Raw genomic sequence first — 18,518 nt, forward strand, 5'->3', positions numbered from 1 at the left:
GCTGTTTAACGCGGAAGCACCTTCTCCGCAATTGACCCAGGTCAATCACGATTGCGTCAGTCGGCCGAATGCCGCAGCGCCGCGGCCGCCGCAACCGGTCCGATGACCGCGAAGAACAGGGTTATCGCCATCAATATCATGAAAGGCGGCAGGAAGGGGGCGGGATCCTCGACCGCGGCATAGACGGCGCTCACCCCGAAGATCAGCACGGGAATGGCGAGCGGCAGCACGAGGATCGAGACGAGCAGCCCGCCGCGCGGCAGGGCGACAGCGACGGCCGCGCCGACCGCCCCGATGAAGGTGATCGCCGGCGTCCCTGCAAGGAGGGTAAGCATTGTCGCGCCGATGGCGAGCTCGTCCATGTTCATGAACAGGGCGAGAAAGGGCGAGGCGACGACCAGCGGCAGTCCGGTGGCGGCCCAATGGGCGGCGCATTTGACGAAAACCGAGAGGATGAGCGGCGTCTCGTGCATCAGCATGAGATCGAGCGAGCCGTCTTCGCGCTCCGCCTGGAAAAGCCGGTCCAGGCCGAGAAGCGAGGCGAGCAGCGCGCCAATCCAGAGGATCGCCGGGCCGATGCGGGAAAGCAGATTGAGATCCGGCCCGACGCCGAAGGGGATCACCGACACGACGGTCATGAAGAAGAGCACGCCGATCATCGCGCCGCCGCCGGCGCGCACCGAAAGCTTCAGGTCCCGGAAGAAAAGAGACATCAATGCGAAAACCCCGTCATCTGCAAGGTCTTCGACTGCCCGATCCCCAGCGCCTGGTGGGTGGCGGCGATGACGATGCCGCCACGCTCGAGATGGCTCGTGACCAGCCCGGCAAAGAGCCTGTCTGCGCCGGCATCGAGTGCGGCGGTCGGTTCGTCGAGAATCCAGATCGGTCGATAGGCGACGAGCAGCTTCGCCATCGCCATCCGCCGCTGCTGCCCGGCGGAAAGATAGCCGAAGGGCAGATGGGTAATGTCGGCGAGGCCGACGGCGGCTGCCGCCGCGGCAAGATCGAGGCCGGAGCCGCCCGGCGAATTGCCGAGAAAACGCTGCCAGAAGGAAAGATTTTCCTCGACCGTCAATTCCCGCTTCATCGCATTGCGGTGGCCGAGATAGTGGCTGAGCTCGTGCGGATGCTCGAAACCGGCAGGTCCGTCCTTGAGCGATATCCTCCCCGTTTCGGCACGAAGAAGACCCGCAAGAACGCGCAGCAGGGTCGACTTTCCAGAGCCGTTCGGCCCCGTCACCACGAGCGCCTCCGCGGCTGCAAGCGAAAAGGAAATATCGTTGAAAATCAAGTCTTCGCCTCGCCTCGCACTCAAACCCTCAACCAGCAGGCGCATCGATCTTAAGCTTTCCTTGACGCTCTTTTTCGCAGAGCAAAAAAAGTTCCGATTGGACCTTGGTTGGTCTGGCACGAATTGGAGAAATTATCTATAAGGCGGCCAACACGCCAGCGGTCGGCGTGAATTTCATCCAAGCGCCGAACATGGAATGACATTCCACGTACGGACAGCGGAAATGGCCGCACCCGCATCCCATTTCGCGCTTCACAGGCGCTCGGGCGTTCGTACGTCAGCTTTTGGCGATCAGACGGAACGGGGTATTTCCAGTGTCCAAATCCCTAGACAGCTTTAATTGTCGCTCCACGCTCACGGTCAACGGCGTGGATTATGTCTATTACAGCCTGCCGAAAGCGGAAGCGAACGGCCTCGCCGGTGTCTCCAAGCTTCCCTATTCGATGAAGGTGCTGCTGGAAAACCTGCTGCGCAACGAGGACGACCGCTCGGTCACCAAGAAGGACATTGAAAACGTCGCCGCATGGCTCAGCGACAAGGGCACTGCGGAAAACGAAATCGCCTACCGTCCGGCGCGCGTGCTGATGCAGGACTTCACCGGCGTCCCGGCCGTCGTCGACCTCGCGGCGATGCGCGACGCCATGGTGTCTCTCGGCGGCGACCCGGAGAAGATCAACCCGCTCGTTCCCGTCGACCTCGTCATCGACCACTCGGTCATCGTCGATGAATTCGGCACGCCGCAGGCCTTTGCCAAGAACGTCGAACTCGAATATCAGCGCAACGGCGAGCGCTACCGCTTCCTGAAATGGGGCCAGCAGGCGTTCAAGAACTTCCGCGTCGTGCCGCCCGGCACCGGCATCTGTCACCAGGTCAATCTGGAATATCTCGGCCAGACGGTCTGGACCCGCGAAGAGAACGGCGAAATCACCGCCTATCCGGATACCTGCGTCGGCACCGACAGCCACACCACGATGATCAACGGCCTCGGCGTGCTCGGCTGGGGCGTCGGCGGCATCGAAGCGGAAGCAGCGATGCTCGGTCAGCCGGTCTCGATGCTGCTGCCGGAAGTCATCGGCTTCAAACTCACCGGCAAGCTCAAGGAAGGCGTGACGGCAACCGACCTGGTGCTGACCGTCGTGCAGATGCTGCGCAAGAAGGGCGTCGTCTCGAAATTCGTCGAATTCTTCGGCCCGGGCCTCGACAACATGACGCTCGCCGACCGCGCCACCATCGGCAACATGGGTCCGGAATACGGCGCCACCTGCGGCTTCTTCCCGGTCGACGCCGAAACGATCAACTACCTGACGATGTCCGGTCGTGAGGAACAGCGCATCGCGCTGGTCGAAGCCTATTCCAAGGCTCAAGGGATGTGGCGCGAGGGCGACGGTTCGGACCTCGTCTTCACCGACACGCTGGAACTCGACCTCGGCGACGTCGTGCCGTCGATGGCCGGCCCGAAGCGCCCCGAGGGCCGCATCGCGCTTGAAAACATCGCCTCCGGCTTTGCCGTCGCGCTCGAAAACGACTACAAGAAGCCCGGTCAGCTTTCGAACCGCTATGCCGTCGAAGGCACGGATTTCGACATAGGCCATGGCGACGTCGCGATCGCGGCAATCACCTCCTGCACCAACACCTCGAACCCGTCGGTGCTGATCGCCGCAGGCCTGCTTGCCCGCAACGCGGTCGCCAAGGGCCTGAAGACCAAGCCTTGGGTGAAGACATCGCTGGCGCCCGGATCGCAGGTTGTCGGTGAATATCTGGCGAAGTCCGGCCTGCAGAAGGACCTCGATGCGCTGGGCTTCAATCTCGTCGGCTTCGGGTGCACCACCTGCATCGGCAACTCCGGCCCGCTGCCGGCGCCGATCTCGAAGACGATCAACGACAAGGGCCTGATTGCCGCCGGCGTTCTTTCCGGCAACCGCAACTTTGAAGGCCGCATCTCGCCGGACGTCCAGGCAAACTACCTCGCCTCGCCGCCGCTTGTGGTCGCCTACGCACTCGCCGGCACGGTCCAGAAGGACCTCATCAAGGAGCCGATCGGCGAAGACAAGGACGGCAAGCCGGTCTACCTGAAGGATATCTGGCCGACCTCGCAGGAAATCCAGGAGTTCATCTTCAAATACGTGACCCGCGAACTTTACGCGACCAAATACGCGGACGTCTTCAAGGGCGACGAAAACTGGCAGGCCGTCCAGGTCCCGGCCGGGCAGACCTATGCCTGGGACGAGGCCTCGACCTATGTGCAGAACCCGCCCTATTTCGTGGGCATGGGCAAGAGGGGCGCCGGTATTTCCGACATCAAGGGCGCCCGCGTCCTCGGCCTCTTCGGCGACAAGATCACCACCGACCACATTTCCCCGGCCGGTTCGATCAAGGCCGCCTCACCGGCAGGCTCCTACCTGCTCGGCCATGGCGTGACCGTTGCCGACTTCAACCAGTACGGCACGCGCCGCGGCAACCATGAAGTGATGATGCGCGGCACCTTCGCCAATATCCGTATCCGCAACCACATGCTCGGCCCGAACGGCAAGGAAGGTGGCTACACCATCCACTATCCGTCCAAGGAAGAGATGTCGATCTACGATGCGGCCATGCAGTACAAGGAAGAGGGCGTTCCGCTCGTCATCTTCGCCGGCGTCGAATACGGCAACGGCTCCTCGCGCGACTGGGCGGCCAAGGGCACCAACCTTCTCGGCGTCAAGGCCGTGATCGCCCAGTCCTTCGAACGCATCCACCGCTCGAATCTCGTCGGCATGGGCGTCATCCCCTTCGTCTTCGAAGAGGGCACTACCTGGGATTCGCTGGGCCTGAAGGGCGATGAGGTCGTCACGATCGACAACCTCGCCAATGTCCAGCCGCGCGAAAGGCGCGTCGCCAAGATCTCCTATGGCGACGGTTCGGTGAAGGAAGTGCCGCTCATCTGCCGTATCGACACGCTGGACGAGGTCACCTACGTCAATAATGGCGGCATCCTGCAGACGGTTCTGCGCGATCTCGCGGCCTGAACCGGCCGTCCGCATTCTGCTTCAACGATCTGGCCGGGGCATCAGCCGATGCCCCGGCTCTTTTTTTGCGCTAACTGCCGCCGCTTATGTCCGTCGACGTTTTCCCCAGCCTGCCCGCAGGTCACTCCAACGTGACTTTCTGTTGAAACCGGCCCGTCGTATGTAATGTACTCCCCTGATGGAAGCGCCCGCCCGACAAATACAAGTGACGCCATGACTTTCGCCTTGCTGCCAATACTCCGCCGCCTGGCCCTGACCATGGGCCTGCTCGGTGCCATCAGCGGCACGGCGGCGGCCGACGACGGCAAGGCGTTCAAGGGTGTGGTCGAGCTTTTCACCAGCCAGGGCTGTTCGTCCTGTCCGCCCGCCGACGCCGCCTTGAAGGCGCTTATCGACGAGGGCGAGGTCGTGGCACTCGCCTATCACGTCGATTACTGGAACTATCTCGGCTGGGCCGACACGCTTGCCACCAAGGAAAACACCGAGCGGCAGTATGCCTATGCCCGCATGCTCGGCCGCAGTGGCGTCTACACGCCACAGGTGGTTCTGAACGGCCGCGATCACGTGAACGGCTCCGACCTCCAGGCGGTCAAGTCCCGGCTGGCGACGATGAGCGCCGGCGGCGGCGGGCTCGCCGTGCCGGTCGATGCCACGATCGGCGGCGAGGAAATCTCCATCAAGGTCGGCGCCGGTGAGGGCAAGGCGAATGTCGTCGTCGTCTATTTCGACCGGGCCCGGGAGGTCAAAGTCGAAAGAGGCGAGAACAAGGGCAAAGAAATCGCCTATTGGCACGCGGTCAAGGATATCCAGACCATCGGCATGTGGGACGGCAAGCCCGCCCAGTTCACGCTCCCCGCCTCGGTGCTGATCGAGGGGCGCGGCAATAGCGGCTGCGCCATCCTGCTGCAATCGATGAAGGATGCGGAAACGCCGGGCCCGATTATCGGCGCCGCAACCCTTCTCGCCGGCCCGCAAGGCAAGCTGTAGCGACGCGAAGGGCTCCGGTCAGGAGTTTGCCCCTTGTCTGCTCGTGTAGGGACGTAAGCGGGTGCGGCATCGTCCCTTCGCCCCCGCTTGCGGGAAGAAGGTGGCGGCAGCCGGATGAGGGGCAGATGCGAGCGCACGCGCCGAATTCGAGGCGGAGGGATGGTTCGGCCCGGCAGCATCGAGGGGCTGGGGCTGAGGGTTCGAAGTTACCGGACCGAACCGGTCATGTCTGCGTTTGGAAACCTCCCGCAGCATGACAACCTGTCCGGACATACGGTGGCAACGACTCGTCCGGCAGCGGTCGGAGTTTTGCGGTGAATTGGGGCGGCGATTTGACTGAATTGCGGCAAGGGCAAGAATTGCCCGCCTTGCCAACAGCTTCCGGCTTGCTTTTCGTCTCTCGTCAGGCACACTGTCATGGTCCTGTCACATCAGAAGGCCGAATTGCCGATGACCGATCAATCGGATTTGCCGGAGGGCGAAGCGCGTCACCAGGGCCAGACCACATCGAATGTGGTCGTCGATTTTCACGAATACAAGCAAGCCAAAAACCCCCCGCCAGTCACCTTCCACCGCCGTGAGCTGGACCTCGTTCTGAGACTCTACGGCCGCATGGTCGGTGAGGGCGAATGGCGCGACTACGCGATCGACCATTTGAAGGACCGTGCCGTGTTCTCGGTGTTCAAGCGCGCCGGGGAAGTCTCGCTCTACCGCATCGAGAAGAACCCCAAACTCGCCGCCAAACAGGGTGCCTACAGCGTGCTGAACGCTCAAGGCACGATCCTGAAGCGCGGCCACGAGCTGGCACAGGTCCTCAAAGTCTTCGACAAGGTGCTGAAGCTCGTCGAGACATAACGCAGCGTCTCCATTTGGAATTGCCCCTCATCCGCCTCCCGGCACCTTCTCCCCCGCAAGCGGGGCGAAGGACTATGCCGCGCCGGCTCCAGTCCCTCTACCCGCGTACGGGGAGAAGGTTAGTCCTCGGGTTTAACCCGAGGAGAGGGGCAATCAGCTCCGGTAAAGCGTATCCGGATAGGCGCCCTCGGCGGGCAGGGTGTCCATTCCCTCGCCGAGAGGAAGCTGCATGATCGCGGTATCCAGCCAGCGCCCATGCTTGAAGCCGGTTGCCTTCATCGTTCCCTGATGCTCGAAGCCGACGGCGCGATGAACGGCGATCGAGGAGGGATGGGCGCCGCCGATCACCGCCACCATCTGGCGAAAACCGAGCGCGGTGCACCGCTTGACGAGCTCCTCGAGCAGCGCCCTGCCGATGCCTTGGCCGCGCGATTCCCGCGCCAGATAGATCGAATCCTCCACCAGGAACCGATAGGCGGTCCGGGTGCGGAAGGCCGACGCATAGGCGTAGCCGAGCACGCTGCCCTGCTCGTCCGCGGCGACGATATAGGGATAGCCGCTGCCGGTGATCGTCGAAAAGCGCAGCGCCATCTCCGCCTCGGAGGGCGGCGTCACCTCGTAGGTCGCGACACCGTTCAGGACCGACTCGCGGTAGATCTCGGTGATGGCGGGAAGATCGGCGGCGACGGCGTCGCGAAGCGTGAAGGTCATGGGAGATTTTTCGTTGTTGTGACTGCTGCAGCATTCGCATGAAGCGGCCGGACCGATCAAGATTCGGCGCAACAAAAAAGGCGGCCGAAGCCGCCTTCTTCGTCAATCCAGTCCCGACTACTCGTTCTTGTTGCCCAGGAACTGCAGCAGGAACATGAACAGGTTGATGAAGTCGAGGTAGAGCGTCAGCGCGCCCATGATAGCCTTGCGGCCGGCAACCGCGACGTCATCGGCCTCGAAGTACATTTCCTTGATCTTCTGCGTGTCGTAGGCGGTCAGGCCGGCGAAGACCAGAACACCGATCACGGAGATCGCGAAGCCGAGGGCCGACGAAGCAAGGAAGATGTTGACGATCGACGCGATGATCAGGCCGAACAGGCCCATGATCAGGAATGTGCCGAAGCCCGACAGATCCTTTTTTGTCGTGTAGCCGTAGAGCGACAGGGCGCCAAACGAGGCGGCCGTCACGAAGAACGTCTGCACGATGCTCTGGCCGGTGAAGACCAGGAAGATCGAGGACAACGAAAGGCCCATCAGCGCCGCGTAGATCCAGAACGTCGTCTGGGCGGCGGAAACGCTCATAGAGTTGATGCGGAAGCTCATGAAGAAGACCAGCGCAAGCGGTGCCAGCATCACGACCCACTTCAGCGGCGAGGCGTAGATGAGCTGGGCGAATGCCGGATTGGAGACGGCAAGCGCATAGGTCCCGTAAGCTGCCACGCCGGTGATCGCCAGCCCCAGGGCCATCAGGTTGTAGACCTTCAGCATGTAAGCGCGAAGGCCTTCATCGATCACGGCACCCGCCTGAGCGCCGGCGGGCGACATTCGGGTTTGGTAGTTTCTCAGATCAGCCATTGTTTCCTCTTTAAGCCCCGGTTGGAATTACGGTGTCGGGCGGCGGGTGTCTGTGCCAGCTCACGCCCAGGCGCCGCTGCGGGGCTCCAGCATGCCTGTGGATAAATATGATGGTGAAAGCCGCGCCGCACAAGACCCGGCCGGGCCTGAATCGAGCAAAGCCGGGCTTTTGGGCGATCAAACACGGGTGATTAACGGTTAATCGCCACCGCTACAGTTCGCGCAGGACCGGCGCGGCCTTCTGCCCGAGGATGCGCCAAGTCCCGGCAAGGCCGATGCCGACCGTCACGACGAGGGCAACGGCGATCGTAGCGAAGGCCACGTCCGGCAGGAAATTCGACGGCAGCGTCATGATGCGGCTGACGACGAACCAGGCCGCAACTCCGCCTGCCAGGAGCGCGAAGACGGCGGTGGCCACGCCGAGAATAAAATATTCGTAGCTGAAGGCGCGGATCAAGGTTCCCCGGGTGGCGCCGAGGGTCTTCAGCACCACCGCGTCGTGGATGCGTGCCCGGTTTCCGGCGGCAAGCGCGCCGGCGAGCACCAGCACGGATGCGATCAACGCCACGGCGGCCGCGGCGCGGATTGCCGTCGCAAGCTGCCCGAGCAGCGTGTTGACGATGTCGAGCGCGTCCTTGACGCGAACGCTGGTGATCGTGGGATAGGTGTTGGTGACGGATTTCAGCACCGCCGCTTCTTCCGCCGCCGTGGCATCCGGGTCGATGATCGTCGCCAGCCAGGCATGCGGCGCGCCGGCAAAGGTGTTGGGCGAGAAGACCATGACGAAATTGATCGACAGCGATTCCCACTCGACATTGCGGAAATTGGCGATCCGGGCGGTGACGTTGCGGCCGAGCACGTTGACCGTGACCGTGTCGCCGAGCTTCAGGCCAAGCTCGCCGGCCTCTTCGGCCGAGAAGGAGACGAGCGGCTCGCCGCTGTAATCCGCGGGCCACCATGCGCCCGCGGTGAGCGTCGAATTCTCCGGCTTGTTCTTCGCGTAGGTGATGCCGCGGTCGCCGCGCAAGACCCATTGTCCGCCGGGCGGCACGGTGCGGCTGTTCACGTCCTGGCCGTTGAGGGCGACGATGCGGCCGCGCAGCATCGGCACCTCGACGATCTTGCCCTTCGGCATCGCCCTGCCGAGCAGCGACCGGAAGCCGTCTATCTCATGACCCTGAATGTCGACGAAGAAGAAATTCGGCGCGCGCTCCGACATGCTGCCGGTCAGCTCGCGCCGCAGATTGCCGTCGATGAGCGCGAGCGTGACCAGAAGCGCGAGGCCCAGCCCGAGCGACAGGACCACCGACGGCGTCAGTGCGCCGGGCCGGTGTATATTGCCGATTGCCAGCCGCAGGGCCGGCGAGTGGACGCGCGGGCTGCGCCGCGCCAGCCAGCCGATGAGGAAGGCAACGGCCCGCAGGACGACGAAGGCAAAGGCGATCGCGCCGAGAAAGATCAGCGAGATGTAGCGGTCATAGGCGGTCCAGACGGCAAGGCCCGCGAGCGCCGCCAGGCAGACGAGCGCGCCCGCGAGATAGGGCCAGGCGGGAAAGCCGCTCGGCTCGAAACCCTGCTGGCGGAAGAGGGCGGTGGCCGGCACCCGGCGCGCCCGGCCGAGTGGCAGGACCGCAAAGGCAAGCGCCGTCAGCAAGCCGAAGAGCGCCGCAAGGCCAAGCGCCGAGGGATAGAGCTCGAAGGATGTCGACACCGGCAATACGTCGGCGAGGAACTGCGCCGCCACGAATGGGATCAGGGCACCGAGCGCGAGGCCGATGGCAATGCCGATCGAGGCGATCATCAGGATCTGTGCGAGGTAGACCGTCGCCACCAGCGAGGCCGGCGCGCCGAGGCATTTGAAGGTGGCGATGACGCCGCGCTTGCCGTCGAGATAGGAGCGCACCGCATTGCCGACCCCGACCCCGCCGACGATCAGCGCTGTCAGCCCGACGAGCGTCAGGAACTGCGAGAAGCGGGTGATGTTGGCGTTGAGCGACGGGGCGGCATTGCTGCTGGTGCGGATCGACCAGCCGGCTGTGGGAAAACGCGCCTGCGCTTCCGTCCGGATCGAGGCGACACGCGACGGATCGGCGAGCCTGATCTTGTAAGCGTGCTCGACGAGGCTGCCGGTCTGCACCAGGCCGGAAACAGCGAGCGCCTCGGCCGACACCATCAGCCGCGGCGCGAAGCCGAATCCGTCGGACAGTGCGTCCGGCTCGCGAATGATCGTGGCATTGACGCGGATCCGCGCATTGCCGAGAAGGACCTCGGCGCCCGGGGCGATGCCGAGCCGCTCGAGGAGCAGCGGCGCGGCAACCGCACCGTAGACATCGCCATCCTTCGCAAGGAGTTCGGCAAGCGGCCCTGCCGGCTCGCTTTCAAGCGCGCCATAGAGCGGATAGGCGCCGTCGACGGCCTTCAACTCCACGAGCGCCTGGTTCGACCCGTCCGGAAGGCGCGCCATCGAGCGCAAGCCGGCGGATGCCGAAACGTCGCCGAAGCCCTCGAGAAAGGCGCGCTCCTCGGGCGTCGCGAGGCGGTTGTTGAGCTCGAAGCGGATATCGCCGGCAAGGATCTCCTGGCCCCGCGAGGCGATCGTCGCGCTGATCGACTGCGACAGCGAATTGACCCCGGCGATCGCCGCCGTGCCGAGCGCGATGCAGGCAAGAAAGATATAGAAGCCCTTGAGACCGCCGCGCATCTCCCGGAGCGCCAGACGAAGGGCGAGGAACGGGCGAAGGCGGCGGATGACCGTGGCTGCGCTCATGCGGATGCGGCCTCCGGACGGGCCGGTTCGGCGAGCGGCGCGGCCTCGGCCCCGGAGACGATCTCGCCCGAACGGACCCGCACCTGCCGGGAGCAGCGCCCGGCGAGGGCCGCGTCATGGGTGACGAGAATGAGGGTCATGCCGCGCTCGCGCTGCTCGGCAAAGAGCAGGTCGGCGATCTGCCGGCCCGTCTCGGCATCGAGATTGCCGGTCGGCTCGTCGGCGATCAGCAGTTTCGGCGACGGCGCCAGCGCCCTGGCGATCGCCACGCGCTGCTGCTCGCCGCCGGAAAGCTGTCCCGGATAATGCGTCAGCCGTTCGCCGAGCCCGACGGCGACTAGCTCTCGGCGGGCGATGCCGAAGGCGTCGCGGACATTGGCGAGTTCCAGCGGCACCGCGACGTTTTCGAGCGCCGTCATATTGGGGATCAGATGAAAGGACTGGAAAACGATGCCGATATTGCGGCCGCGGAAATCGGCGATCTCGTCCTCGCTCATCCGGTGCAGGGCCGTGCCGTCAATGACGATCTCGCCGCGATCGAGGCGCTCGAGGCCGGCCATGACCATCAGGAGTGTCGATTTTCCCGAGCCGGACGGCCCGACGATGCCGACGGATTCGCCGGCATTGATGGTCAGGCTCATGCCCTTCAGCACGTGCACCGAGGCTGCCGCCTCGCCGAGGGTCAGGTCCGCATTTTTCAGTTCGATGATGGTTTTTGCCACGCGGAACGACCCTATATGAAACAAGAATGGATTGACGAAAAGATTGCCCGCCGATTTAGGAACGGAAGCATGCGATTGAAAGATTTTCTCCCGTTTTTCTTGAGCCTTGCAATGACAATCGCGTTATCGGCGGCAGCCCGGGCCGAAAGCCTCAGCCTCGTCGGCTTCGGCGACAGCCTGATGGCCGGCTACCAGCTTCCGCCGGAGGATGCTTTCCCCGCCCGGCTTGAAAAGGCGCTCAAGGACAAGGGCTTCGATGTCACGATCGCGAATGCGGGCGTCTCCGGCGACACGACTTCGGGCGGTCTCGCCCGCATAGATTGGTCGGTGCCTGACGGAACGAAGGGCGTGATCCTCGAACTCGGCGCCAATGACGCGCTGCGCGGCGTCTCGCCCGAGGAAACCCGCAAAAACCTCGAGGCTATGATCGACCGGCTCCAGGAGCGCGGCATTGCGGTGCTGCTCGTCGGCATGATGGCGCCGCCGAACATGGGTGCCGACTACGGCGCGCGCTTCAATTTGATTTATTCCGACCTCGCTAGGGAACACAAACTCGCCTTCTACCCTTTCTTCCTCGACGGAGTCGTAACCAAAGCAGGACTGCAACTCGACGACGGCATGCATCCGAACAGCGATGGCATTGCCGTAATGGTGGAGCGTTTTCTTCCAACTGCCGAGCAATTCGTCAGATCACTGCACAAAGGAGAATAACGAACATCCACAATTAAGCAGATGTTAATTTCTCAACTCGCCAAATAACAGTTGCGTGCAGAGTCGATGCGTGATTCGCTAAGACATCTGCAAGAGATTCGGGGAGCTCGCCATGCCGAGACTATTCACCGCCCTCGAAATTCCGCACAATGCAGCAATGAGTCTTTCGTTGCTGCGCGGAGGTCTTCCCGGAGCTCGATGGATCGATGTGGAGAATTACCACATCACCCTGCGTTTCATCGGCGATGTCGATTGGCGCACCGCCAATGAAATCATCGACGGCCTCGACCGCATCGAACGGCCGGAATTTCAGTTGCAATTGACCGGCATCGGTGCCTTTGGCTCGAAGAAGCCGCACTCGGTCTGGGCCGGCGTCAGCAACAATCCGGACATGTATGCGCTGCAGGCGGAAATCGAACGCATCTGCCAGCGTCTCGGCCTGCCGCCGGACCCGCGCAAGTTCACGCCGCACGTGACGCTGGCGCGACTACGCGCTTCACGTGTCGACGACGTCGTCGAGTATCTGTCAGGGCGCGGCAATTTCATGACCGCGCCCTTTATCGTTCCGCGCTTCGTCCTCCTATCCTCGCGCGACTCGGTCGGCGGCGGGCCCTATCTGACGGAAGAGGTGTTCCCGCTTCACGAAGGGCGCGTGAGCTTCGCAAGCAGCGAGGAGCAGCCGGCCTCCAGCATCTGGTAGAGCGCCTCGAAGGCATCCGCCGTTTCGTAATAGGGATCCGGAACGTCGTCGTTCCGGCCCGCGGCAACGTTCATGAACAGATGCACCTTGTGGAATGTCTCGGGCGAGGCGAGCCTCCGCAGCTCGGCGACATTGCGGCGGTCCATGCCGAGGATCAGGTCGAAGGCGGCAAGATCGGCCGCGTCGATCTGCCTGCCGCGCAGACCGGAAATGTCGATGCCGTGGGCTCTGGCGACTGCGATCGAGCGGCGGTCGGGAGGATGGCCGATATGCCAGGCACCCATGCCGGCTGAATCGACCGAGACCACATCGCCATAGCCGTTTCGGCGCGCAAGCTGACGCATGATGCCCTCTGCCAATGGCGATCGGCAGATATTGCCGAGACAAACGAAGAGAATTCTGACGGGTTTCATGGTATCCATGGAGCATTCGACCGCACGTCCACGCGGCATGGTTAGCCTGAAAAGGGCAGGGAGAAAACCGCATGAGGCCCGAAAAGCTCGATGCCGAGACTATCGCCGAGCATCTCCACAGGATGGAAGGCTGGGTTCTCGCCGAGGACGGAGCCTCGATCTGGAAGGCGTTTCGCTTCCGCAATTTCGCCGAAGCCTTCAGCTTCATGACGCAATGCGCTCTCGCGGCGGAGGAGCTCAACCACCACCCGGAATGGTTCAATGTCTACAACAAGGTCGATGTCACGCTTTCGACGCATGATGCCAGCGGCCTGACGGAGCTTGACTTCAAGCTGGCGGCGAAGATGGACCAGGCGGCTGCCGGGCGGATGCCGGATCATCTGAAGTAAGGCCATCTAAATACGGCCATTTGAAATGGCGCCTGCCATGCCCATATCTGGCTGGTGACAAGCGGAACGGACGCGATGGACGACGTGAAGATTGGTGAAATTCTCCTTCCAGGCGAGGAATCCGAACAGGAGCGCCGCGAGCGCAAGGTGCGCCGCCGCTTCTGGCCGACCTTCCGCCGGGCGGTTCGCCAGATTCCCTTCAGCCGCGATCTCGTCGCCGCCTATTATTGCGCGGTGGACCCGCAGACGCCGACGCGCACCCGAGGGGTACTGCTCGCGGCACTGGCCTATTTCGTCCTGCCGCTCGATTTCGTGCCCGACGTGCTCGCCGCCGTCGGCTTCTCCGACGACGTCGCCGTATTGACTGCCGCCTTTGCGGCGATCAGCGGCCAAATCAAGGAGACACATTATCACAAGGCCGACGAGACGTTCGGCGAGCGACTCGACGACTAGCGACGCCACCCCGTTGCCGAGGTCGCCGCATTGCCGCCCGCGACGACAAACTCTTGCCCGATTCTTTGTGACATAGATTCCGTAAACGTGACGGCTGTGGGCGTGAGGCAGCAGAACGGCGCGTCCGACGAGATTTGAGACAGGAAGATCACCGGCCACGGCCCGCCAGTACCGATGTCCGACCGGACCGGCAAATCCGCACAGGGACGAACCGCACGCCCGCAATGGCCCAAGGCTGCGGGCGCACTGTTCCTGTGGGGCAAAACGGGACGATTGCGGCGATCGTTGACGGTTTGGTAACCTGAATTAAGTCAAAATAAATTCAAATCGTGACTATGCGTTGCCCGTGTAAGCCTGGTTCGGGCAACCGCAAGCTAGGAAATCGGCAGGAACTCATGTTTGCAAGAAAGATCGCAACTGCAATCGTACTCGTAATGGCGGCAGCCGGCGTGGCTTCCGCGCAATCGCCGACGCGAATCCAGCAGTTCAACGCCTGGGGCGCGTACTCCTATCAGTCGGGCGGCGGCAAGGTCTGCTATGTCCTGTCGGTTCCAAAGGAAAAGAGCCCTGCCGGCGTCGACCACGGAGACATCTTCTTCCTCGTCTCGCAGCGCCCGGGGCAGAACATCAGCTACGAGCCGCAGGTGATGATGGGCTATCAGCTACAGGACAATTCGAAGGTCAACGTGGTCATCGACGGACGCACCTTCATCATGTTCACCAAGGGCAACTCTGCCTGGGTCGAGAATGCCGCGGAAGAGCCGGCGCTGGTCGCGGCGATGAAATCGGGCAAGGACATGTCGGTCAACGCCAAGTCGCGCAAGGGCACGGCAACCTCCTACTCCTATTCGCTCTCCGGCATCTCCGCCGCCTTGAAGCAGATCGAGGCCTGCAAGTAGGCCGGACCCTGCGTTCCTGACTCAGAGGCCGGCTGCTCAGCCGGCCTTTTTGCTTTCGGCTGAAGCGCTCATGGTGACTCGCCGCAAAAAGAATGCTAAAGCGCCCGCAATCCAGAGCCCTGCGCCCCGTGTGAGCGCGCCCGAAGGCTCGCCATACTTCAGTTCGAGCATCGGAAGATGATCCGGAGACGCATATCCGGACAGCCCCCGCTCCATGACAGGACCACGAGCATGCCAGCCACCGAGATCTTGAACAGGCCGGATATCGTTAAGGCGCCGCAGGTGCGCGTCGCGCCGCAAACGGAAAAGCCGTCGCTGATCGGCCTCTTGCGCGAGGACATGGCCAAGCTCTTGGTCGAGAAAGGCGTGCCGGAGCGGCAGGTGAAGATGCGCGTCAGCCAGCTGTGGCATTGGCTCTATGTGCGCGGCGTCTCGGACTTCGACCAGATGTCGAATGTCTCCAAGGACATGCGCGAAATGCTCAAGCAGCATTTCACCGTTGCCCGGCCCGAAATCGTCGAAGAGCAGGTTTCGGGCGACGGCACGCGCAAATGGCTGTTGCGCTTTCCGCCGCGCGGCGCCGGACGGCCGGTGGAAATCGAGACCGTCTATATTCCCGAGGAAGGCCGCGGCACGCTCTGCATTTCGAGCCAAGTCGGCTGTACGCTCACCTGTTCCTTCTGCCACACCGGCACGCAGAAGCTGGTGCGTAATCTGACGGCCGAGGAAATCCTCTCGCAGCTTCTGCTCGCCCGCGACAGGCTCGGCGACTTTCCGGAGCGCGACACGCCGCAGGGCGCGATCGTGCCGGCCGAGGGCCGCAAGATCACCAATATCGTGATGATGGGCATGGGCGAGCCGCTCTATAATTTCGAGAACGTCAAGACGGCACTGCTGATCGCCTCGGACGGCGACGGCCTGTCGCTCTCGAAGCGGCGCATCACGCTGTCGACCTCCGGGATCGTTCCGGAAATCTATCGCACCGGCGAGGAGATCGGCCTCATGCTGGCAATCTCGCTGCACGCCGTCAAAGACGAACTGCGCGACATGCTCGTGCCGATCAACAAGAAATATCCGCTGAAGGAGCTGATGGAGGCCTGCCGCGCCTATCCGGGCCTTTCCAATGCGCGCCGCATCACCTTCGAATATGTAATGCTGAAGGACGTCAACGACAGCCTGGAGGACGCCAAGGAACTGGTGAAGCTCCTGAAGGGCATCCCGGCGAAGATCAATCTGATCCCCTTCAATCCCTGGCCGGGCACCAACTACCAGTGTTCGGACTGGGAGCAGATCGAAGCCTTCGCCGACTTCATCAACCAGGCCGGCTACGCCTCGCCGATCCGCACCCCGCGCGGCCGCGACATCCTCGCCGCCTGCGGCCAGCTCAAGTCGGAATCGGAGCGCATGCGCAAGGTCGACCGACTCGCCTTCGAGGCGATGATGATCGCCAACCACGGCGAGGATTGAGGGGCAAGAGCCCTCGGGATGGACGTCACCGCGCCTGCGTCAGAAAAATCTTCACGGCAAACACCGAAAACACCCCGGCAAAGCTGTAGTCGAGCGCTCGCATCGCCCGCCTGTTGCGCTGCAGCCAGGCCGCCAGCCAGTCGGCGGCTAGCACCACCAGCGCGTTGACCGGCATGCCGATAGCGATGAAGAAGAAACCGAGGAACAGGAGCTTGCCGGTCACCGCCGGGTCGTCGGCGCTGACGAATTGCGGCAGGAAGGTCATGAAGAAGATCACGACCTTGGGGTTCAGGATGTTGACGGAGAAGCCGGTCGAAATGTTCGAAAGCGCCGTACCCTTCGCCTCCGCCACCTTCGTTACCGACAGGCTGGAGCCGTAGCGGATCGCCTGGATCGCGAGCCACAGGAGGTAGGCGGCACCGCCGGTCTTCAACACCAGGAAGGCGGTCGGCGAGGCGGTGATCAGCGCCGAGATGCCGAAGGCGACGAGCAGCGTGTGGACGACGATGCCGAGCCCGGTGCCGACCACGACGAAGAGCGCGGCCTTCTTGCCCTGCGCCAGTGCCCGGCTGATCGACAGCGTCATGTCGGGTCCGGGCGTTGCCGCCAGCAGCAGGCTCGCGCCGGCAAAGGTAAGGAGGGTCGGCAGGCTTGGCAGGAAGTCCATGGCTATTCCTCAGGCGCAGGTCTTTGCTGATACCGAAGCTTACATCCTTTCGCCAGCAGATTCGTCCGAATGCCGCTTGTTCCGCTTGTATCGCTTCGAGTTCTGGCTAAAGTGCCGCAGATTTTGCACGGCGGCATTCCGCCCTCGAATAGCACGGACAGACATCATGGCATCGCACAAAGACGTGAAGAAGGTCGTACTCGCCTATTCCGGCGGTCTCGACACCTCGATCATCCTCAAATGGCTGCAGACCGAACTCGGCGCCGAAGTGGTGACCTTCACCGCCGATCTCGGCCAAGGTGAGGAGCTTGAGCCGGCGCGCAAGAAGGCGGAGATGCTCGGCATCAAGGAGATCTATATCGAGGACGTGCGCGAGGAGTTCGTGCGTGACTTCGTCTTTCCAATGTTCCGCGCCAATGCGGTCTACGAAGGCGTCTATCTGCTCGGCACCTCGATCGCCCGGCCGCTGATCTCCAAGCACCTGATCGACATCGCCAGGAAGACCGGTGCCGACGCCATCGCCCATGGCGCGACCGGCAAGGGCAACGACCAGGTCCGCTTCGAGCTATCGGCCTATGCGCTGAATCCCGATATCAAGATCATCGCTCCCTGGCGCGACTGGTCGTTCAAGAGCCGCACCGAGCTGCTCGAATTCGCCGAAAAGCACCAGATCCCGGTCGCCAAGGACAAGAAGGGCGAGGCGCCCTTCTCCGTCGACGCCAACCTGCTGCATTCCTCATCGGAAGGCAAGGTGCTGGAAGACCCGGCTCAGGAAGCGCCGGAATATGTGCACATGCGCACGATCTCGCCGGAGGCTGCTCCGGACCAGGCGACCATCATCAAGATCGGCTTCGAGCGCGGCGACGCCGTTTCGATCGACGGCGTGCGCCTGTCGCCGGCGACGCTGCTTGCCAAGCTCAACGACTACGGCCGCGACAACGGAATCGGCCGCCTCGACCTCGTCGAGAACCGTTTCGTCGGCATGAAGTCGCGCGGGGTCTATGAGACCCCCGGCGGCACGATCCTGCTCGCCGCCCACCGGGCGATCGAGAGCATCACCCTCGACCGTGGCGCAGCGCATCTGAAGGACGAGCTGATGCCGCGCTATGCCGAGCTCATCTATTACGGCTTCTGGTTCTCGCCGGAGCGCGAGATGCTCCAGGCGGCCATCGACAAGAGCCAGGAGCATGTCGAAGGCGAAGTGACGCTGAAGCTCTACAAAGGCAATGTGATGGTCACCGGCCGCGAGAGCGCGAAGTCGCTCTATTCCGACAAGCTGGTCACCTTCGAGGACGACCAGGGCGCCTACGACCAGAAGGACGCTGCCGGCTTCATCAAACTGAACGCCCTGCGCCTGCGCACGCTCGCTGCCCGCAACCGCTGAGGCCGGAATTCCTCGAGACAGAGCTGCGGCGGAGCAATCCGCCGCAGTTTTTTCGTGCCGGGCGGTTTGAAGGCAAAGCCGGTTTCAAGGGGAGCATCTACGGCCGGCTCCCTTCCGCCTGCCCCTCATCTGCCTGCCGGCATCTTCTCCCCGCGCACGCCGCGCACGGGGACGGCGAGACAAGCCGCAATCGCTTGGTCCCTTCTTGACCCGCAGGCGTGCACATTTCTCGACGGCCGCCG

The 18,518-nt window shown here is 63.1% G+C and carries 18 protein-coding genes; 10 read left to right on the forward strand and 8 right to left on the reverse strand.

Annotation, left to right across the window (positions count from 1 at the left end):
- Positions 1-56 precede the first annotated feature (56 nt).
- Together ccmB and ccmA are read right to left on the reverse strand one after the other, a co-directional pair.
- Positions 57-716, reverse strand: a complete 660-nt coding sequence (gene ccmB / locus CO656_RS13280) for a heme exporter protein CcmB (protein WP_097526103.1) — start codon at positions 714-716, stop codon at positions 57-59.
- Complete coding sequence (ccmA, locus tag CO656_RS13285; RefSeq protein ID WP_037418072.1) at positions 713-1,336, reverse strand: heme ABC exporter ATP-binding protein CcmA; 624 nt, start codon at positions 1,334-1,336, stop codon at positions 713-715. The genes ccmB and ccmA overlap by 4 nt, the downstream gene beginning before the upstream one ends.
- Before the next feature lie 269 nt (positions 1,337-1,605).
- Here ccmA and acnA point away from each other — a divergent pair, with 269 nt between their 5' ends.
- From acnA to CO656_RS13300, 3 genes are all read left to right on the forward strand, one after another.
- On the forward strand, positions 1,606-4,296 hold the full coding sequence (acnA, locus tag CO656_RS13290) for an aconitate hydratase AcnA (RefSeq protein ID WP_097526104.1): 2,691 nt from the start codon (positions 1,606-1,608) through the stop codon (positions 4,294-4,296).
- A gap of 213 nt (positions 4,297-4,509) precedes the next feature.
- Entirely contained in the window at positions 4,510-5,283 is a 774-nt protein-coding gene (locus CO656_RS13295; RefSeq protein ID WP_097526105.1) for a thioredoxin family protein, read from the forward strand.
- Between the two features lie 450 nt (positions 5,284-5,733).
- A complete protein-coding gene (locus CO656_RS13300; RefSeq protein ID WP_179864768.1) occupies positions 5,734-6,138 on the forward strand; it encodes a DUF2794 domain-containing protein in 405 nt (134 codons plus the stop codon).
- 153 nt (positions 6,139-6,291) lie between these two features.
- On the opposite strand, the gene CO656_RS13305 is transcribed toward CO656_RS13300, so the two are convergent.
- The 4 genes from CO656_RS13305 to CO656_RS13320 form a co-directional block, all read right to left on the reverse strand.
- Positions 6,292-6,849, reverse strand: coding sequence for a GNAT family N-acetyltransferase (locus CO656_RS13305; protein WP_097526106.1), 558 nt, complete (start codon positions 6,847-6,849; stop codon positions 6,292-6,294).
- A 117-nt stretch (positions 6,850-6,966) separates the two neighbouring features.
- Positions 6,967-7,704 (reverse strand): Bax inhibitor-1/YccA family protein, encoded by a 738-nt coding sequence (locus tag CO656_RS13310; protein WP_037390358.1) that lies wholly within the window; start codon positions 7,702-7,704, stop codon positions 6,967-6,969.
- 211 nt (positions 7,705-7,915) lie between these two features.
- A complete protein-coding gene (locus CO656_RS13315) occupies positions 7,916-10,471 on the reverse strand; it encodes an ABC transporter permease (protein ID WP_097526107.1) in 2,556 nt (851 codons plus the stop codon).
- A complete protein-coding gene (locus tag CO656_RS13320) occupies positions 10,468-11,193 on the reverse strand; it encodes an ABC transporter ATP-binding protein (protein WP_037418060.1) in 726 nt (241 codons plus the stop codon). Before CO656_RS13320 ends, CO656_RS13315 begins: the two co-directional genes overlap by 4 nt.
- 69 nt (positions 11,194-11,262) lie before the next feature.
- Between CO656_RS13320 and CO656_RS13325 the strand changes: the two genes are divergently transcribed.
- Complete coding sequence (locus CO656_RS13325) at positions 11,263-11,904, forward strand: arylesterase (RefSeq protein ID WP_097526108.1); 642 nt, start codon at positions 11,263-11,265, stop codon at positions 11,902-11,904.
- Between the two features lie 112 nt (positions 11,905-12,016).
- Positions 12,017-12,604, forward strand: a complete 588-nt coding sequence (gene thpR / locus CO656_RS13330; RefSeq protein ID WP_097526109.1) for an RNA 2',3'-cyclic phosphodiesterase — start codon at positions 12,017-12,019, stop codon at positions 12,602-12,604.
- Here the strand turns inward: thpR and CO656_RS13335 are convergent.
- Positions 12,544-13,017: a low molecular weight protein-tyrosine-phosphatase gene (locus CO656_RS13335; protein WP_179864769.1), complete on the reverse strand. Its 474-nt coding sequence runs from the start codon at positions 13,015-13,017 to the stop codon at positions 12,544-12,546. The genes thpR and CO656_RS13335 overlap by 61 nt on opposite strands.
- A gap of 71 nt (positions 13,018-13,088) precedes the next feature.
- Here CO656_RS13335 and CO656_RS13340 point away from each other — a divergent pair, with 71 nt between their 5' ends.
- The 4 genes from CO656_RS13340 (at position 13,089) to rlmN (ending at position 16,225) form a co-directional block, all read left to right on the forward strand.
- Positions 13,089-13,406: a 4a-hydroxytetrahydrobiopterin dehydratase gene (locus tag CO656_RS13340; protein ID WP_097526111.1), complete on the forward strand. Its 318-nt coding sequence runs from the start codon at positions 13,089-13,091 to the stop codon at positions 13,404-13,406.
- Between the two features lie 75 nt (positions 13,407-13,481).
- The gene (locus CO656_RS13345) at positions 13,482-13,859 is read left to right on the forward strand and encodes a YkvA family protein (protein WP_097526112.1); all 378 of its coding nucleotides are present in this window, start codon (positions 13,482-13,484) and stop codon (positions 13,857-13,859) included.
- Between the two features lie 395 nt (positions 13,860-14,254).
- Entirely contained in the window at positions 14,255-14,758 is a 504-nt protein-coding gene (locus CO656_RS13350) for an invasion associated locus B family protein (protein WP_037418046.1), read from the forward strand.
- A gap of 231 nt (positions 14,759-14,989) precedes the next feature.
- Entirely contained in the window at positions 14,990-16,225 is a 1,236-nt protein-coding gene (gene rlmN, locus CO656_RS13355; protein WP_097526113.1) for a 23S rRNA (adenine(2503)-C(2))-methyltransferase RlmN, read from the forward strand.
- 25 nt (positions 16,226-16,250) lie between these two features.
- Here rlmN and CO656_RS13360 read toward each other — a convergent pair whose 3' ends face one another.
- Positions 16,251-16,892, reverse strand: a complete 642-nt coding sequence (locus tag CO656_RS13360; RefSeq protein WP_097526114.1) for a LysE family translocator — start codon at positions 16,890-16,892, stop codon at positions 16,251-16,253.
- A gap of 166 nt (positions 16,893-17,058) precedes the next feature.
- Here CO656_RS13360 and CO656_RS13365 point away from each other — a divergent pair, with 166 nt between their 5' ends.
- Positions 17,059-18,276, forward strand: a complete 1,218-nt coding sequence (locus CO656_RS13365) for an argininosuccinate synthase (protein WP_097526115.1) — start codon at positions 17,059-17,061, stop codon at positions 18,274-18,276.
- The last annotated feature ends 242 nt before the right edge of the window (positions 18,277-18,518 follow it).

Origin of the sequence: Sinorhizobium sp. FG01, assembly GCF_002531875.1 — a bacterium.
Lineage (GTDB): Bacteria > Pseudomonadota > Alphaproteobacteria > Rhizobiales > Rhizobiaceae > Sinorhizobium > Sinorhizobium fredii_C.

Excerpts from the sequence above, each read along its gene's own strand:
- CO656_RS13335 (WP_179864769.1), bottom strand. The coding sequence starts at position 13,017 with ATGAAACCCGTCAGAATTCTCTTCGTTTGTCTCGGCAATATCTGCCGA.
- CO656_RS13295 (WP_097526105.1), top strand. The coding sequence starts at position 4,510 with ATGACTTTCGCCTTGCTGCCAATACTCCGCCGCCTGGCCCTGACCATG.
- CO656_RS13345 (WP_097526112.1), top strand. The coding sequence starts at position 13,482 with ATGGACGACGTGAAGATTGGTGAAATTCTCCTTCCAGGCGAGGAATCC.
- CO656_RS13305 (WP_097526106.1), bottom strand. The coding sequence starts at position 6,849 with ATGACCTTCACGCTTCGCGACGCCGTCGCCGCCGATCTTCCCGCCATC.
- rlmN (WP_097526113.1), top strand. The coding sequence starts at position 14,990 with ATGCCAGCCACCGAGATCTTGAACAGGCCGGATATCGTTAAGGCGCCG.
- CO656_RS13300 (WP_179864768.1), top strand. The coding sequence starts at position 5,734 with ATGACCGATCAATCGGATTTGCCGGAGGGCGAAGCGCGTCACCAGGGC.
- CO656_RS13350 (WP_037418046.1), top strand. The coding sequence starts at position 14,255 with ATGTTTGCAAGAAAGATCGCAACTGCAATCGTACTCGTAATGGCGGCA.
- CO656_RS13310 (WP_037390358.1), bottom strand. The coding sequence starts at position 7,704 with ATGGCTGATCTGAGAAACTACCAAACCCGAATGTCGCCCGCCGGCGCT.
- CO656_RS13365 (WP_097526115.1), top strand. The coding sequence starts at position 17,059 with ATGGCATCGCACAAAGACGTGAAGAAGGTCGTACTCGCCTATTCCGGC.
- CO656_RS13360 (WP_097526114.1), bottom strand. The coding sequence starts at position 16,892 with ATGGACTTCCTGCCAAGCCTGCCGACCCTCCTTACCTTTGCCGGCGCG.
- thpR (WP_097526109.1), top strand. The coding sequence starts at position 12,017 with ATGCCGAGACTATTCACCGCCCTCGAAATTCCGCACAATGCAGCAATG.
- CO656_RS13340 (WP_097526111.1), top strand. The coding sequence starts at position 13,089 with ATGAGGCCCGAAAAGCTCGATGCCGAGACTATCGCCGAGCATCTCCAC.
- CO656_RS13325 (WP_097526108.1), top strand. The coding sequence starts at position 11,263 with ATGCGATTGAAAGATTTTCTCCCGTTTTTCTTGAGCCTTGCAATGACA.
- CO656_RS13315 (WP_097526107.1), bottom strand. The coding sequence starts at position 10,471 with ATGAGCGCAGCCACGGTCATCCGCCGCCTTCGCCCGTTCCTCGCCCTT.
- ccmA (WP_037418072.1), bottom strand. The coding sequence starts at position 1,336 with ATGCGCCTGCTGGTTGAGGGTTTGAGTGCGAGGCGAGGCGAAGACTTG.